Raw genomic sequence first — 14,255 nt, forward strand, 5'->3', positions numbered from 1 at the left:
ATTAATGGTCAATTTCATAGGGCCAATCTGATGCCTGTCGCCACGCCATCCCTGACATTCGACTTTGCCGGCATCGAGCTTGACCGGCGCCACGGCTTGAGTCGGCAGCTTTATCAGGTGTTACGCCAGCGAATATTGGACGGGCGGCTGGGCAGTGGCACCCGCTTGCCAGCGAGTCGCGATCTGGCGCTCTCTCTGTCGATCTCTCGCAACAGCGTGATGCGCGCATACGACCAACTCTACGCCGAAGGCTTTACCGAGGGACGAATTGGCGACGGTACTTACGTGGCACAACTTCCGAAAAAATCAGTCGCTTCGGAAAAAGTATCCACAAAACTGTCCACAGGGTTATCACCAGGCTTATCAACAGGTTTATCCACAAAATCGCTGCTTGATGCTGGTGATCCATCCAGTAAAGTTATCCACAGTGCATCGTTGGAACTGCTCCAGCGCCATCATTTGGGGGCGCACAAAACCGGCTTGCCCAGAGCTTTTCGAGTGGGGGTTCCGGCATTCGATCTCTTTCCTTTTGACGTCTGGGGCAAGCTGCACGCGGCTTTCTGGCGTAAGCCGGGGTTGCATCAGTTGGGGTATGGAGATCCTGCGGGCGAGTGGCGGCTTCGTGAACTCATTGCTGCATATTTAAGAACATCCCGTGACATGCACTGCGCACCTGAACAAATAGTGATCACCAGTGGCGCGCAGCAGGCGATTACCCTTTGTGCACAGTTGCTATTGGATGCCGGTGATGGAGTGGCGGTTGAAAATCCGGGGTATCGCGCAGCCGGCCATGCCTTTGCCGTGGCGGGGGCGAAGTTGCGTGGCATGCCGGTGGATGCGCAGGGTATGCGATGTCCGGATCTGGGCGGTAGCGATTGCAAGTTGGCCTATGTCACGCCTTCGCACCAATACCCCTTGGGCGTGACCATGACCTTGGCGCGGCGTCTTGAACTGCTCACGTGGGCCGAGCGCACCCGAGGCTGGATCGTCGAAGACGACTACGACGGCGAATACCGCTACAGCGGTGCTCCCCTTGCGCCTCTGGCCGCGCTGGACCGGCATGGCCGCGTGCTCTATGTAGGTACCTTCGCCAAGGTTGCGTTTCCGGCGCTGCGTCTGGGGTATCTGGTGTTGCCGCATAACCTGGTCACGCCATTCAGCCAGCGGCGAGCGGTGGACATGCGCCACTCGGAAATTGGCACGCAAGCTGTGATGGCTGAGTTTATCGCCGCAGGGCATTTTCAGCGCCATATCCGTCGTATGCGGCGGGCTGCGCTGAATCGGCGTGATGCGCTGTTGGCAGGCTGGCCGGAGGGTCTGCGCGGGTGCAGCCCGATGCCTAAACCACTGGCGGGTTTACATGTGTCAGTGGCGGTCGACTGTCTCGAGCGAGAACGTGAGTTGGTCGTCAAAGCCGAAAGCGTAGGTGTCGAGGTTGCCCCGCTGAGCGAGTATTGGCTTCCCGAATCCGATATGCCTGTGGATAACCGGGCAGGGCTGGTGCTGGGATTTGCGGCGGTACCGGAAGCTGATATCGCATCGGCGCTGGATAGGCTGCGCCGGATTTGGCGAGATTGATAAAACGGCCTCTCGACCGGAGCGATGTAGCAGTCCCGCTTGCCAGCGGTGAGGGCTTTGAGAACGCCACCGCCGGCAAGCCGTGATGCTACAAGTGGTTCACTGTCCGGCAACCCTTAATGCTCAGCATTTACGGGGGTATACTCGCGCCCAACGTAACTATTCCCCGAGATACCTTCATGAGCCTTCCTCTTTCTGCGACGCCGGAACGCAAGTTCGGCACGCCGCTGATCGCCTTCATTCTGCTGGTGGTTGGCGCACTTTTCCTTCAGTCCGCCGTGAGCGGTAAACAGGTGTTGCTGCTGATCGTCGGCGCGGCGCTTGGGCTGACCCTGTACCACGCAGCCTTTGGTTTCACGTCGGCCTGGCGGGTGTTCATCAACGAACGTCGCGGCGCCGGTCTTCGCGCGCAGATGGTGATGCTGGCAATTGCCGTGGTTCTGTTCTTTCCGGCTCTGGGTGCGGGCACCCTGTTTGGGAATCCGGTGACCGGTCTGGTCGCGCCAGCGGGTGTTTCCGTTGTATTCGGCGCGTTCATTTTCGGCATCGGCATGCAGATGGGCGGCGGTTGTGCTTCGGGCACGTTGTTCACCGTAGGCGGTGGCAACGCGCGGATGCTGGTCACGTTGCTGTTCTTCATCATCGGCTCGGTGGTTGCGACCCATCATGCGGACTGGTGGTTCTCGCTGCCGTCGTTTCCGGCTACCTCCATCGTCAAGGTCTTTGGCGTGATGCCCGCGCTGATCATGAGTCTGGCGCTGTTCGCCGTGATTGCGCTGGTCACGATCAAGCTGGAAAAGCGACGTCATGGCGAGCTGGAAGCGGCTGTCACCAGCGAGCACGTCGGCCTGCGCCGTTTCCTGCGTGGTCCGTGGCCTCTGGTGTGGGGTGCCATCGCGCTGGCATTGCTCAACTACGCGACCTTGGCGCTGGCGGGCCGTCCATGGGGCATCACCTCGGCGTTCGCCTTGTGGGGCGCTAAAGTGGCCAGCAGTATGGGCGTGGATGTCGGCAGCTGGGTGTTCTGGCAGATGCCTGCGAACGCCAAGGCACTCGCCGCGCCCGTGTGGGAAGACATCACCACCGTCATGGACATCGGCATCATGCTCGGTGCCGCAGTGGCGGCAGGCCTTGCAGGACGTTTCTCGCCAAGCCTGAAGATTCCGACCCGTTCGCTGGTGGCTGCAGTGATTGGCGGCCTGCTGCTGGGCTACGGTTCGCGTCTGGCGTATGGCTGCAACATTGGTGCGTACTTCAGCGGTATCGCGTCGGGCAGCCTGCATGGCTGGCTGTGGCTGATCGCAGCGTTCGCCGGTAACGCAGTGGGCGTACGCATTCGGCCGTTTTTCTTTGAAGGGGAGCGGCGCCCGGTTGTGCTGACTGGTTGCTGATCAGAAGCTGACGCAATCGGTCTGTAGCGGTCCGGCTCTCCGGGCGGTGGCGTTTGCAGTATCGCTACTGCCGGCAAGCCAGACTGCTACAGGGGATGGTCCACCGATCGGTATTACTTCAGCTGTTTCTTGGCCACCTTGACGATGTTGTCAGTGGTGAACCCGAACTTCGCCTGCAGCTTGTCGATCGGGGCCGACGCGCCGAAGGTGTTCATGACGATCTTCGCCCCGCTCTGCCCGACATACCGGTCCCAGCCGACCGGCCCGGCCTGTTCCACCACCACGCGGGCGGTCACGCTCGGCGGTAGCACGCTGTCGCGATAGGCCTTGTCCTGATCTTCGAACAACTCCCAACTCGGCATCGACACCACGCGTGCGGCAACTCCGTCAGCCTTGAGTTTTTCGAACGCCTCGACGGTCATGCCCACCTCGCTACCGGTGGCAATCAGGATCACATCGACTTTGCCCTTAATCGCATCGGCCAGCACGTAAGCACCTTTGGCGACGTTCTCGGCACTGGCATATTTCGAACGATCCAGGGTCGGCATCGGCTGGCGGGACAAGACCAGGCAGCTCGGCCGATGAGTCTGCGCAAGCGCGACCTTCCAGGCTTCGGCGGTCTCGTTGGCGTCACCCGGACGCAACGTCAGCAAGCCAGGTGTGGCACGAAGTTGCGTCAGCTGCTCGATAGGCTGGTGGGTCGGGCCGTCTTCACCCACGCCAATCGAGTCATGGGTGAAGACAAAGATCACCGGCAATTCCATGATCGACGCCAGGCGAATCGGCGGCTTCATGTAGTCGCTGAACACCAGGAAGGTCGAGGTGTACGGACGGATGTAGGACAGCGCCAGGCCGTTGGCAATCGAGCCCATGGCGTGCTCACGAATACCGAAATGCAGATTGCGGCCGCTGTAGTTATCTGACTCGAAACTGCCCGCGCCGTCGAACGTCAGGTTGGTTTTGGTCGAGGGTGAAAGGTCTGCCGATCCGCCGATGAGCCAAGGTATTTGCTGGGCAAAACCGTTGAGAACCTTGCCGCCCGAGGCTCGTGTGGCAATCCCTTTGGCATCGGCGTCGAAACTGACTGCGGTGTTGCGCCAGCCTTCGGGCATCTCACCGGCGCGCATTCTCTGGAGCTCATCAGCCAATGCCGGTTGATCCTTTTCAAAGCGAGCGAAGGTCTGCTGCCAGGCATCGTAACCACCGCCACTGCGCTTGAGCAGGGCGTCGCGCAGGTAATGGCGCGCTTCTTCCGGTACCAGAAAGCTGCTGTTTTCATCCCAGCCATAGGCTTTCTTGGTCAGCTTGATTTCATCTTCGCCCAGCGGTTCGCCATGGGCCGAAGCCGTGTTGTGTTTGTTGGGCGAGCCGTAGCCGATCACGCTGTCGACCACGATAAGGGTCGGCGCATCGTCGGTTTTCTGGAAAGTCTGGATCGCCTTGGCCAGCGCCGCAGCGTCGTTGGCGTCTTTTACATGCAGGGTTTTCCAGCCGTAGCCTTCGAAACGTTTGAGCGGATCGTCGCTGTAGGCCAATTCGGTATGGCCTTCGATGCTGATGGTGTTGTTGTCGTAGATCCAGCACAGATTCGACAGCTTCAGGTGTCCGGCCAGTGACGCTGCTTCAGCCGTCACGCCCTCCATCATGTCGCCGTCGCCGCACAGCACGTAGACGTTGTAATCGAACAGCGTAGCGCCCGGTTTGTTGAAATGCTCTCCCAGCCAGCGCTCGGCCATCGCCATGCCAACGCTGTTGGCGCAGCCCTGACCCAGCGGGCCGGTGGTGGTTTCAACGCCAGTGGTCATCCGGTATTCCGGGTGTCCCGGGGTCTTGGAATCCATCTGGCGAAACTGCTTGATGTCTTCAAGGCTCACGGCCGGTTTGCCGGAGCGTTTGCCGTGCTCGTCTATCTCGACCACGCCCGCCAGGTGCAACAGCGAATAGAGCAACATCGAGGCATGACCAACCGACAGCACGAAGCGGTCGCGGTTTGGCCAGTCGGGATGTTCAGGGTGATAGCGCAGGAAATCTTTCCACAGCGTGTAGCCGACCGGAGCAAGTGCCATTGGAGTGCCGGGGTGGCCGGAGTTGGCTTTCTGCACGGCATCCATCGCCAGGGTGCGAATGGTGTTGATGGTCAGTTGGTCGCGGTCGCTGTGTTCTTCGATGGAGTGAGATGTTGAAGACGAGCCCATTACTTTCTCCTCGTGACGAGTGGCTGAAGCATCCAGATAGGTGTTGAGCGCACGTGCAGCGCGTTCGTTCCATGAAATCTATGTCACCCGACCAGCACCGCCGATTTATCGCTGAAATGTTTCAGGCGCGAACCATATGGGGCATCTGTATTCGAACCCCATGGGGTTTGTGCATGTTGCCGTACCCGATCGCTGGCTTATGAACGGGGGTGGCCTTTGCAGGAAACGATCATCAAGAAATACCGCGCCATGATCAGGACCTTTACCTACATTGGTTGGTCGCTGTTCTGGCTGTTGATCTGGGATGTCATCGTCACGGTCGACTTCATGCTGTACCTGGAACGCAAGATCACGTTGCCCTCCATGCCGCTGACGTTGCTTGGCTCGGCGCTGGTGGTACTGACCAGCTTTCGCAATTCCAGTGCCTACAATCGCTGGTGGGAGGCGCGTACGTTGTGGGGTGCGCTGGTCAATAATTCGCGCAGCTTTGCGCGGCAGGTGCTGACGCTGATCGACGACGACGGGGAGTTGAATCCGGTCAAAGCTGTACTGCTGCGTCGGCACGTGGCCTACGTGGAATGCCTCTCGGCGCACTTGAAGGGGGGCGATTGCGGCGAGGACGTGACCGCAATGATTCCGCGCGAAGAATACGACCGTCGCAAGCGCACCAATAATTTCCCCAACGACATCCTCAATGAATCCGCCGCGATTATCGCGGGCGAATACAAGGCCGGGCGGCTGGACAGCATTCGGCTTGAGCGGCTGGAAGCGACACTGGTTGAAATCTCCAATTGCCAGGGCGGCATGGAGCGGATCGCCAATACGCCGCTGCCTTATCCTTATGTGACCTTTCCGCGGCTGTTCATCACCATGTTCTGCATCATCGTGCCGATTGGTCTGGTTGAAACGCTGGGCTGGTTCACGCCGCTGGCTTCAACCGTGGTGGGTTTCATGCTGCTGGCGATCGAGAAGATCGGCACCGATCTGCAAAGCCCGTTCAAGGCGTCCGAGCACGAGATTCAGATGAAGGCGCTGTGCGCCAACATCTCCGGGAATCTGAATTCGATGCTGCGTGATGCCACCGAAAAGCAGCGGTAAGCCCCAAGCGGCGTCCTGATCGTTCCCACGCTCCGCGTGGTAATGGCGCCCGTGACGCTCGGCGTCACACAATGGACGCGGAGCGTCCGGCATGCATGCCCACGCAGAGCGTGGGCACGATCAGCTTTGTCGCTTGCTTCTAGGTGCCCGACTTGATCTTGGTCCAGACCCGCGTCCGCGCGCGCTCTGCATCACGGGGAAGCGGCGTCAGCGTATACAGCGTCTTCATGGCCTCGTCGGTCGGGTAGAGGTTCGGGTTGTTGCGGATCGCCGGATCCACCTTGTCGGTAGCGTCCTTGTTCGGGTTCGGGTAACCGACGAAGTCACTGATCGGCGCGATCACTTGCGGCTGCAACAGGTAATTGATGAAGGTGTGCGCATCTTCCACATCCTTGGCGCCTTTCGGAATCGCCAGCATGTCGAACCAGATCGGCGCGCCTTCCTTGGGCAGACGCATGTCTACCACTACGCCGTTCTTGGCTTCCTTGGCGCGATTGGCGGCTTGCGAGAAGCTGCCCGAATAACCCACGGCCACGCAGATATCGCCATTGGCGATGTCAGCCATGTACTTGGAGGAGTGGAAGTAGGTGATGTACGGACGAATCTTCATCAGCAAGGCTTCCGCCTTGTCGTAGTCCTTGGGATTCTTGCTGTTCGGATCCAGCCCCAAATGCTGCAGGGCCAGCGGCAGAATCTCTGAAGGCGAGTCGAGCAGGGTCACGCCGCATTGCTTCAACTTGCTGATGTTCTCTTCCTTGAAAATCAGATCCCAGCTGTCCACAGGTGCTTTGTCGCCGAGCACGGCCTTGACCTTGTCCGGGTTGAAGCCGATCAGAATGGTGCCGTACATGTATGGCACCGCGTACTTGTTGCCCGGATCGTTGGCCTCCAGCAGCTTCATCAGCTTGGGGTCCAGGTGCGAATAGTTGGTCAGCTTCGACTTATCCAGCGGCTGAAATACGCCGGCCTCGATCTGCTTGGCCAGAAACACGTTGGACGGCACGACGACGTCGTAGCCCGAATTGCCCGTCAGAAGTTTGGCTTCCAGTGCTTCGTTGGTGTCGAAAATGTCGTAGATCAGCGGGACCTTGGTGTCCTTTTTGAAGTTCTCCAGGGTCTGCGGCGTGATGTAGTCGAACCAGTTGTAGACGCGCAGGGTCTTTTGCTCGTCGGCGTGCGCCGCACCGCCGAGCATGGCCGCGCCCGACGTTGCGATGAGGGTCGAGGCGATAAAACGCTTGAGTCTGTTCATCGTGGTTGCTCTTCTTCGAATTGAGAGTGTCAGACGCGTTCGAAACCTTCCAGCACGTTCACGGCGTTGATGCCGATTTCCTCGACGGCATAGCCGCCCTCCATCACGAACAGTGTAGGTTTGCCCAGTCGCGCGATTCGCTCGCCCATGCGCAGGTAATCCGGACTGTCGAGTTTGAATTGCGAAATCGGGTCGTCCTTGAACGTGTCCACGCCCAACGACACGACAATCACATCGGCACCGAAGCGTTCGATTTCGCCGCAGGCCTTCTCCAGCGCTGCGCTCCACTGCGTCCAGTCGCTTCCGGCCGCCAGTGGATAGTTGAAGTTGAAGCCCTCACCGGCGCCTTCGCCCAGCTCATCTTCATAGCCCAGAAAAAACGGGAATTCCGCTTCCGGATGCCCGTGAATCGAGGTGAACAGCACGTCGCTGCGCGCATAGAAAATCGACTGCGTCCCGTTGCCGTGGTGGTAATCGACATCAAGGATCGCAACTTTTTTGTGGCCTTGATCGAGGAATGCCTGTGCGGCGATGGCGGCGTTGTTCAGGTAGCAATAGCCGCCCATTACGTCGCTGGCAGCGTGATGTCCCGGCGGGCGGCACAGGGCGAACGCGCTATGAGCGCCATTCTGGATCGCTGTCTGAGCCGTGAGTGCGACCTGAGCTGCGCTGTACGCGGCCTGCCAAGTGCCGGCGGTGATCGGTGCGCCGGCGTCGAAGGTGTAGTAGCCCAACTGGCCGTGCAGGCTGGTCGGGATTACCGAACGCAAAGTCCGCGCAGGCCAGGTGTAGGGCAGCAGATCGCCTTCCGGGTTTGTCTCGGCCCAGCGCGCCCACGCACCTTTGAAGAATTCGAGAAATGCCTGGGTATGAATGCGTTCGATCGGCGCGATGCCGAAATCCTGCGGGGCTTGGACAGCACCGAGTTCGCGGTCTTTGACTCGTTGCAGCACATGATCAGCGCGCGATGGCATTTCGAAGCAGGGCATCAACTTGCCGTCGATCAACTCGCAGCGGCCATGATGCAGATGGTGATCGTCTGAATAGATCGTCAGCATTCTCTTGTTCTCCTGTGGCTAATTTGTCCGACATTCTTGTGGCGGATGACTTTTCAGAGAACGACGGAAACGGCCAAAAGGGGATTATTACGGCCATAAACTCTGTCCGTAAATCGCCCCCTTATGAGGCGAGATGCCCTGTTTCGAGGCAGGCGCGTGATCAGACCCGAAACTGGCTCGGCGCTACGCCGCTCCAGCGAATGAAGGCATGGCGAAAGCTCGCCGTTTCGCTGAAGCCCAGCACCTCGGCGATGCGATGAATCGGCATTTGATCGTCCTGCAACAGCTGCTTGGCGCGGTCGAAGCGCAACTCGTCGAGCAGTTGTTGATAGCTGCTGCCGGTGGCTTGCAGATGTCGGCGCAGGGTGCGTTCCGAGCAGTTCATCTTTTGTGCGAGCACCCCCAGGCCAGGCGTTTGATCGAGTGCGTCCGACAGCAGATGTCTAATCCGCCCAAGCCACGCCTGGCGGCCCGTGAACTCGATGTTCTGCCGGCGGCAGCGCTCTCGCATATCGCGATGAGTGACCGGGTCGGCGAGGGGCAGCGGCTGATCGAGCCAACGCTTGTCGAACGCGAAGGCGTTGTCTGCGACATTGAAGTGCAAAGTGCAGGCGAAGCTTTCGCGATAGCTGGCTTGATAATCCGGCGCATCATGGGCGAAGCGCGCATCGAGCAGGGGCAACGATTTGCCGAGCAGGTCGTCGCAGATCACTTTCAGCGAGGCCATGCACAACTCAGCGTTGAAGATCCGCAGGCTCTCGTCGTCGCGATAGTCGCTGGCGCTGAACCAGATGCGCTCGCCGTCCTCGATCAACTTCAGCTCGAACAGCGTACCGAGCAATGCGGGGTACTCCAGTGCCAGGCGCAGGGCGTCACCGAAAGTGGCACTGGTGAGCAAGGCGTAACCGAGAATCCCGTAGGACGACACATGCATCCGTCGTCCGAGCGGCAACCCGATCTCCCTGCGCAGCGCGACAGCGTTGGCGCAGACCTGCATTTCCTGAAAAGTGGTAATGCGGATATCCGGCCGACTCAGATCCGCTTCAGTGATCCCGCTCCCGGCCAGCAACGCTTCGCTGCCCCAGCCGTCAGCCGAAAACGTCTCCAGCACCAGCGATACAGCGTTGAGGGTGGTGAGGTGGGAATGAAGCATGAGCGCGTTCCGATCGTTTTTGACCGGAAGAGGGAGCAAGAGGTGTGCCGGGTGTAGTGATCACAGAGTTCAAAACGCGCGCTTGACTCTGGCCGCGGGCCGCGGGATGTGGGAGGGAGCTTGCTCGCGAAAAAAAGTGGAAACAGGCCACGAATCTCTATCGCCTGAAACATTGAATCGCGAGCAAGCTCCCTCCCATAGGATCGAGTCCGACCTTATGGTGCGCGGATGGCAACTATCGGCGCCCTCAGCGCAATTCCCCACACACATCCAGCTCTACCAAGCGACGCACTTCATCCTGCGCCAACCCTGAACCCAGCAGCGCGTGCAGTTTGCCGAACGCCGCTTCACGGGTCATGCCGCCGCCGGACAACACGCCCACGTCGCGCAGGCGGCTACCGGCTTCGTAGACGTCCAGCTCCACACCTCCTTCATGGCATTGAGTGATTGCTACAACGCAGATGCCTTGTTCGCGTGCCCGTTGCAGGCTCGCGAGGAACTCCGGGTTGTCGCTGGGTCCGGTGCCGCTGCCGAAGCATTCGAGGATCAGACCCTGGATGCCGCTGTCGATCAGCCCGTCCAGTTGCGCAGCGCCGATACCGGGAAACAAAGGCAGCACCGCGACGCTGACTAGTTGTTTCGGCTGATGGTAATCCAGTGCTTCCGGTAGATCGCAAACCCCTTCGCCACCACGGGCGCGATTCAGTGCCGCGAACGGATTACGCCCGAAACTGCGGATCTTCGCGCAGCGAGTCGGTTGCAGCAGTTCGCCGTGGAAATACAGATGCACACCCGCAGGCAAGCCTTTGCCAAGTGACTGCAAGGCACCGTTGACGTTCTCCCAGGCATCGCTGTCCGGGACACCGGCAGGCAGCATCGAGCCGGTAAACACCACCGGCGCATTCAATCCCAGCAACTGGAAACTCATGGCCGCTGCGCTGTAGGCCAGCGTATCGGTACCGTGCAGGACCAATACTGAGTCGCAGCCGTTCACCTCAACGGCATCGACTACGGCCTCGCGCAGTCGCTGCCAGTAATCGGGGGTCATGTTGGCGCTGTCGATCAGGGGAGACATTTCGCGAAACTGCCATTGCGGCACTACCAGCGCAGGCTGGCCAGCCAGTTGCTCCGTCATCCGCGCGTCAAAACCGGAGGCGGGTGCAAGGCCGTTTTCGCTGGCCTGCATGCCAATGGTTCCGCCGGTGTAGAGCACCATCACTTGCTGAGCCGGTGCGTGGTTTTCGCGATTCATGCCTGTCTCCCTAAATTGATTTTCGGATGATTAAGAGGCGTCGACGACTGCTTTTGCGCTGGTCTTGTCAGGTGCTACGGCAGGCTGTTCATGGCCCGGTTTCGGCCAGGCCCTGAGGTCCAGATCCAGGTCGGGGAACTGACTGGAATCGAACACCGGCGTCTCGATGCCGGCCTTACGCTGTGCATCGTAGTCATTGAGCAGGCGCAGACCAATGTTGAACAGCATCGCCAAGGCAATCAGGTTCACGAACGCCAGCAGCGTCATGGTGATGTCGGCGAAGGCGAAGACTGTGCCCAGATCTTCCACGGCACCCCACAGAATCAGCGCAAGTACCAGCGCACGATAGCTGATCAACGCCTTGCGGCTTTCGCCGATCAGGAAGCGCAGGCTGTTTTCGCCCAAGTAGTAGTTGTAGAGGATCGAGGTGAACACGAACAACGCCAGTGCCACACTGATGAACAGCTTGCCCCAGTCACCGACGACTGCCGCCAGCGAGTTCTGGGTCAGGGCGATGCCGTCCCCTTCGAAGCCTGGTGTGTAGAACCCGGACAGCAGAATCAGCAAGGCCGTGCAGGTGCAGATGACGAAAGTGTCGAGAAACACGCTGAACGCCTGAACTACGCCTTGAGCGATTGGGTGTTGAACCTCGGCCACCGCCGCCACATTGGGCGCGCTGCCCAGACCCGCTTCGTTGGCGAACACGCCGCGCTTCACGCCCATCACGATGGCACTGCCGATCAGGCCGCCAAAGACTTCGTCCATGCCGAATGCGCTTTTGACGATGGTCATCAGCATGTGCGGTACCTGTTCGAACTGCACGGCAATCACGTAAACGGTCACTGCGATGTAGACCAGCGTCTTGATTGGCACCAGCAGGTCAGCGACTGCGGCGATGCGCTTGATACCGCCCACGAACACCAGCCCCAGCAACACCGCCAGACCCAACCCTGCATAGCCTGGCGACACGCCAAACGCGCTGTTGAGCGAATGCGTCACGGCGTGGGATTGCAGGCCGTTGAAGGCGAAACCGAACGTCACCAGCAGCAATACCGCCATGATCATCCCGAGCCAGCGTTTGCCCAGCCCGTGCTGGATGTAATAGGAGGGGCCGCCGCGATATTGCCCTTCGGCGTCGCAACGTTTGTACAACTGACCCAGAGAGCATTCGAAGAAGCTGCTGGCCATGCCGACCAGCGCAGTGACCCACATCCAGAAGACCGCACCCGGCCCGCCGAGGGTCACCGCGATGCCGACGCCTGCGATGTTACCGGCGCCAACGCGTCCGGCGAGGCTGAGCATCAGTGCCTGAAACGAACTCAGCTGGCCCGAGCTGCTGCGCAGGCTGTCGCGAAATACCGCGAACATATGAAAGAAGTGACGTAACTGAACGAAACGCGAGCGAATCGTGAAATATCCACCGAGCCCGACAATGAGCACGATCAGCAGTTTTCCCGAGAGGAAGTCGTTGATGACTTCAAGCATGTGTGTTCCTCGCTTTTTAGAGGGGGCGCACTATACCGGTGCGCGTTATTGGAGTCTTTATCCGGTTGTTGCTTTGGCTGGCTTACCGCTCTGCGGGCGTGTGCCGATGGGTGTGTGACCGGGATCGGAATCAAATGATTCCGGGCAAAAAAAAGGGCCTGGAAGCGTCTACTTCCGGCCCTCAAAAGGGTGAGGGGTGTCTAGGCCCTCAGCCTGGTGATCATGTTGCAGCTAAAACGGGAGCGGTCGATCAGGCCTTCAGGGGTACCAGTCGTGGGGCGATCATGTTCTCGGGGCGCAGGATGTCGGCGAGCATCACGTCGTCGAGCAGGCCTTCCTCACGCACCAGTTCCAGCACGCCACGGCCCGTTTCCAGCGCGACGCGGGCGATACGGGTGGCGTTTTCGTAACCGATGTACGGGTTCAGCGCGGTCACCAGGCCGATCGAGTGCTCGACCAGCTCACGGCAGCGTTGCTCGTTGGCGGTGATGCCGACGATGCAGTGCTCGCGCAGCATGTCCATGGCGCGTTGCAGTAGGCGGATCGAGTCAAAGATCTTGTAGGCGATCAGCGGCTCCATCACGTTCAGTTGCAGTTGGCCGCCTTCGGCCGCGATGGTGAGTGCCAGGTCGTTGCCCATGATTTCGAAGGCGCACATGTTCACGGCCTCCGGAATCACCGGGTTGACCTTGCCCGGCATGATCGAGCTGCCCGGCTGGCGCGCTGGCAGGTTGATTTCGTTGATGCCGGTGCGCGGGCCGCTGGACAGCAGGCGCAGGTCGTTGCAGATTTTCGACAACTTGACCGCAGTACGCTTGAGCATGCCGGAGAACAGCACGAAGGCACCCATGTCGGAGGTGGCTTCGATCAGGTCAGCCGCGGGAACCAGAGGCTGGCCGCTGATGATTGCAAGGCGCTCTACAGCCAGGTGCTGATAGCCAGGGTCGGCGTTGATGCCGGTGCCGATGGCGGTACCGCCCAGATTCACTTCGGTCAACAGCTCAGGCGCCAGGCTACGCAGGCGATTGAGGTCTTCGGTCAGGGTGGTGGCAAAGGCGCGGAATTCCTGGCCGAGGGTCATCGGCACAGCGTCCTGCAACTGGGTGCGGCCCATTTTCAGAACGTGGTTGAATTCCTGGCCCTTGGCGGCGAACGCCTGAATCAGGCTGTCGAGGCTGGCGAGCAGGGCGTCGTGACCCAACAGCAGACCCAGGCGAATCGCCGTCGGGTAGGCATCGTTGGTCGACTGCGCCATGTTCACATCGTTGTTCGGGTGCAGGTATTTGTATTCGCCTTTCGCATGGCCCATCGCTTCGAGTGCAATATTGGCGATGACTTCGTTGGCGTTCATGTTGGTGGACGTACCCGCGCCGCCCTGGATCATGTCGACCACGAACTGCTCGTGGAAGTCGCCGCGAATCAGACGTGCGCAGGCTTCGCTGATCGCTGCATGCTTTTCGCTGCTCAGGTGACCGAGCTGATGGTTCGCATCGGCTGCCGCTTGTTTGACCATGGCCAGACCCACGACCAGCTTCGGGTAGTGAGCGATTGGAACGCCGGACAAACGAAAGTTGTGTACCGCGCGCAGCGTCTGGATGCCGTAATACGCTTCAGCGGGTACTTCGAGGACGCCAAGCAGGTCTTTTTCGATGCGAAATGATGCAGCGGAGGACATGATAGAGAAAGTCTCAAGAGAGGCACGGACTAAGCCGGAACGCCTTTAATACTAGGCCTGTGGCCGATTGCGAACCAATGCTGTTAAGCGCTAGCCTATGCACAAACGGCATAATGTT

The 14,255-nt window shown here is 59.7% G+C and carries 10 protein-coding genes; 3 read left to right on the top strand and 7 right to left on the bottom strand.

All coding sequences use genetic code 11. From position 1 onward, the window contains the following. The first annotated feature begins 30 nt into the window (after nt 1-30). Together BWR59_RS05700 and BWR59_RS05705 are read left to right on the top strand one after the other, a co-directional pair. Nucleotides 31-1,578 carry a PLP-dependent aminotransferase family protein gene (locus BWR59_RS05700; RefSeq protein WP_081564674.1) on the top strand — a complete coding sequence of 516 codons (1,548 nt, stop codon included), beginning with the start codon at nt 31-33 and terminating at the stop codon, nt 1,576-1,578. 179 nt (nt 1,579-1,757) lie between these two features. After that, on the top strand, nt 1,758-2,969 hold the full coding sequence (locus BWR59_RS05705; RefSeq protein ID WP_081564675.1) for a YeeE/YedE family protein: 1,212 nt from the start codon (nt 1,758-1,760) through the stop codon (nt 2,967-2,969). A gap of 113 nt (nt 2,970-3,082) precedes the next feature. Here BWR59_RS05705 and tkt read toward each other — a convergent pair whose 3' ends face one another. Then, nucleotides 3,083-5,164 (bottom strand): transketolase, encoded by a 2,082-nt coding sequence (gene tkt / locus BWR59_RS05710; RefSeq protein ID WP_081564676.1) that lies wholly within the window; start codon nt 5,162-5,164, stop codon nt 3,083-3,085. A gap of 216 nt (nt 5,165-5,380) precedes the next feature. Here tkt and BWR59_RS05715 point away from each other — a divergent pair, with 216 nt between their 5' ends. Beyond that, entirely contained in the window at nt 5,381-6,262 is an 882-nt protein-coding gene (locus tag BWR59_RS05715; RefSeq protein ID WP_143490771.1) for a bestrophin family ion channel, read from the top strand. 139 nt (nt 6,263-6,401) lie between these two features. Here BWR59_RS05715 and BWR59_RS05720 read toward each other — a convergent pair whose 3' ends face one another. From BWR59_RS05720 to BWR59_RS05745, 6 genes are all read right to left on the bottom strand, one after another. Beyond that, on the bottom strand, nt 6,402-7,514 hold the full coding sequence (locus BWR59_RS05720; RefSeq protein ID WP_081564677.1) for a polyamine ABC transporter substrate-binding protein: 1,113 nt from the start codon (nt 7,512-7,514) through the stop codon (nt 6,402-6,404). A gap of 29 nt (nt 7,515-7,543) precedes the next feature. Next, complete coding sequence (locus BWR59_RS05725) at nt 7,544-8,572, bottom strand: histone deacetylase family protein (protein WP_081564678.1); 1,029 nt, start codon at nt 8,570-8,572, stop codon at nt 7,544-7,546. Between the two features lie 160 nt (nt 8,573-8,732). Further along, nucleotides 8,733-9,725, bottom strand: coding sequence for an AraC family transcriptional regulator (locus BWR59_RS05730; RefSeq protein WP_081564679.1), 993 nt, complete (start codon nt 9,723-9,725; stop codon nt 8,733-8,735). A gap of 247 nt (nt 9,726-9,972) precedes the next feature. Continuing rightward, nucleotides 9,973-10,977 (bottom strand): asparaginase, encoded by a 1,005-nt coding sequence (locus BWR59_RS05735; RefSeq protein WP_081564680.1) that lies wholly within the window; start codon nt 10,975-10,977, stop codon nt 9,973-9,975. A gap of 30 nt (nt 10,978-11,007) precedes the next feature. After that, on the bottom strand, nt 11,008-12,462 hold the full coding sequence (locus BWR59_RS05740) for an alanine/glycine:cation symporter family protein (RefSeq protein ID WP_081564681.1): 1,455 nt from the start codon (nt 12,460-12,462) through the stop codon (nt 11,008-11,010). Nucleotides 12,463-12,712: 250 nt separating this feature from the next. After that, entirely contained in the window at nt 12,713-14,137 is a 1,425-nt protein-coding gene (locus tag BWR59_RS05745) for an aspartate ammonia-lyase (RefSeq protein ID WP_081564682.1), read from the bottom strand. Between the last annotated feature and the right edge of the window lie 118 nt (nt 14,138-14,255).

This window comes from Pseudomonas sp. Bc-h (genome assembly GCF_002080045.1).
In the GTDB taxonomy this organism is placed as follows: domain Bacteria; phylum Pseudomonadota; class Gammaproteobacteria; order Pseudomonadales; family Pseudomonadaceae; genus Aquipseudomonas.

Coding starts and splice junctions, on each gene's coding strand:
- BWR59_RS05720 (WP_081564677.1), bottom strand. CDS start 7,514: ATGAACAGACTCAAGCGTTTTATCGCCTCGACCCTCATCGCAACGTCG.
- BWR59_RS05735 (WP_081564680.1), bottom strand. CDS start 10,977: ATGAATCGCGAAAACCACGCACCGGCTCAGCAAGTGATGGTGCTCTAC.
- BWR59_RS05740 (WP_081564681.1), bottom strand. CDS start 12,462: ATGCTTGAAGTCATCAACGACTTCCTCTCGGGAAAACTGCTGATCGTG.
- BWR59_RS05745 (WP_081564682.1), bottom strand. CDS start 14,137: ATGTCCTCCGCTGCATCATTTCGCATCGAAAAAGACCTGCTTGGCGTC.
- tkt (WP_081564676.1), bottom strand. CDS start 5,164: ATGGGCTCGTCTTCAACATCTCACTCCATCGAAGAACACAGCGACCGC.
- BWR59_RS05730 (WP_081564679.1), bottom strand. CDS start 9,725: ATGCTTCATTCCCACCTCACCACCCTCAACGCTGTATCGCTGGTGCTG.
- BWR59_RS05705 (WP_081564675.1), top strand. CDS start 1,758: ATGAGCCTTCCTCTTTCTGCGACGCCGGAACGCAAGTTCGGCACGCCG.
- BWR59_RS05700 (WP_081564674.1), top strand. CDS start 31: ATGCCTGTCGCCACGCCATCCCTGACATTCGACTTTGCCGGCATCGAG.
- BWR59_RS05725 (WP_081564678.1), bottom strand. CDS start 8,572: ATGCTGACGATCTATTCAGACGATCACCATCTGCATCATGGCCGCTGC.